This window comes from Chitinophaga agrisoli (genome assembly GCF_008386695.1).
GTDB lineage: Bacteria > Bacteroidota > Bacteroidia > Chitinophagales > Chitinophagaceae > Chitinophaga > Chitinophaga agrisoli.
This window is the reverse complement of record NZ_VUOC01000033.1, coordinates 1-694: the sequence shown is the minus strand read 5'-3', so window position 1 is coordinate 694 and position 694 is coordinate 1. Positions and strand designations below refer to the sequence as shown.

Here is a 694-nt window from a genome sequence, read left to right as displayed (position 1 = left end):
GTAAACTACTACTGAAACTATGAAATTCTTCCTGTCCTTCGCTGCCGTGGTGGCCGTTGCTGTCGCCGGCCCTACTAAGGGCCTGGTGAGTCCCGGCGTTGCCGGACCTGCTCCCATCATCGACGACTTTGTACCTATCGCTGTCGGGCCTGCCATCATAGATGAGTTCGAGCCCATTTCCGTCGGACCTGCCATCGTCAACGAGTTCGAACCTATCTCCGTTGGGCCTGCCATCGTCGACGAGTTCGTACCTATCTCCGTTGGACCCGCTATCGTAGACAGCCCTCCTCTTGCCCCCGTTGCTGACAGCACTCCTCTCGTGCAAATCATTTTGAACATCAACCAGGCTAGCTCTGCCCCTATTGTCCCCGGACCCGGTGTCGATGCCATTATCCCTGAGCCCGTGATTGTCGTTGACGAAGCCGAAATCGTTGCTGAGCCCGTGATCGTTGTCGATGGCCCCGTCCCCAAGCCTGTCCAGGTTGCTGACATCACTCCCGTTGCTCCCAAGCCAGTGATCGTCGCGACTCCCATCATTCCCGCACCCGCTGTCACTCTTCCTGAGACCCTTAACTAAATATCGATCAATGTCGACATGTCCACCATGACCGCTCTCGGGCGCTCGTAATCGGAATTTAACTATTTTATTAAATGAAAATTATTGTATGTCATTAAAATAGTTGAAATAAATAGC

General features: G+C 53.2%; 1 protein-coding gene. It reads left to right on the top strand.

The genetic code is table 11. The features are described from left to right. Positions 1 to 19 precede the first annotated feature (19 nt). Entirely contained in the window at positions 20 to 577 is a 558-nt protein-coding gene (locus tag F0L74_RS34530) for a hypothetical protein (RefSeq protein WP_149842216.1), read from the top strand. The last annotated feature ends 117 nt before the right edge of the window (positions 578 to 694 follow it).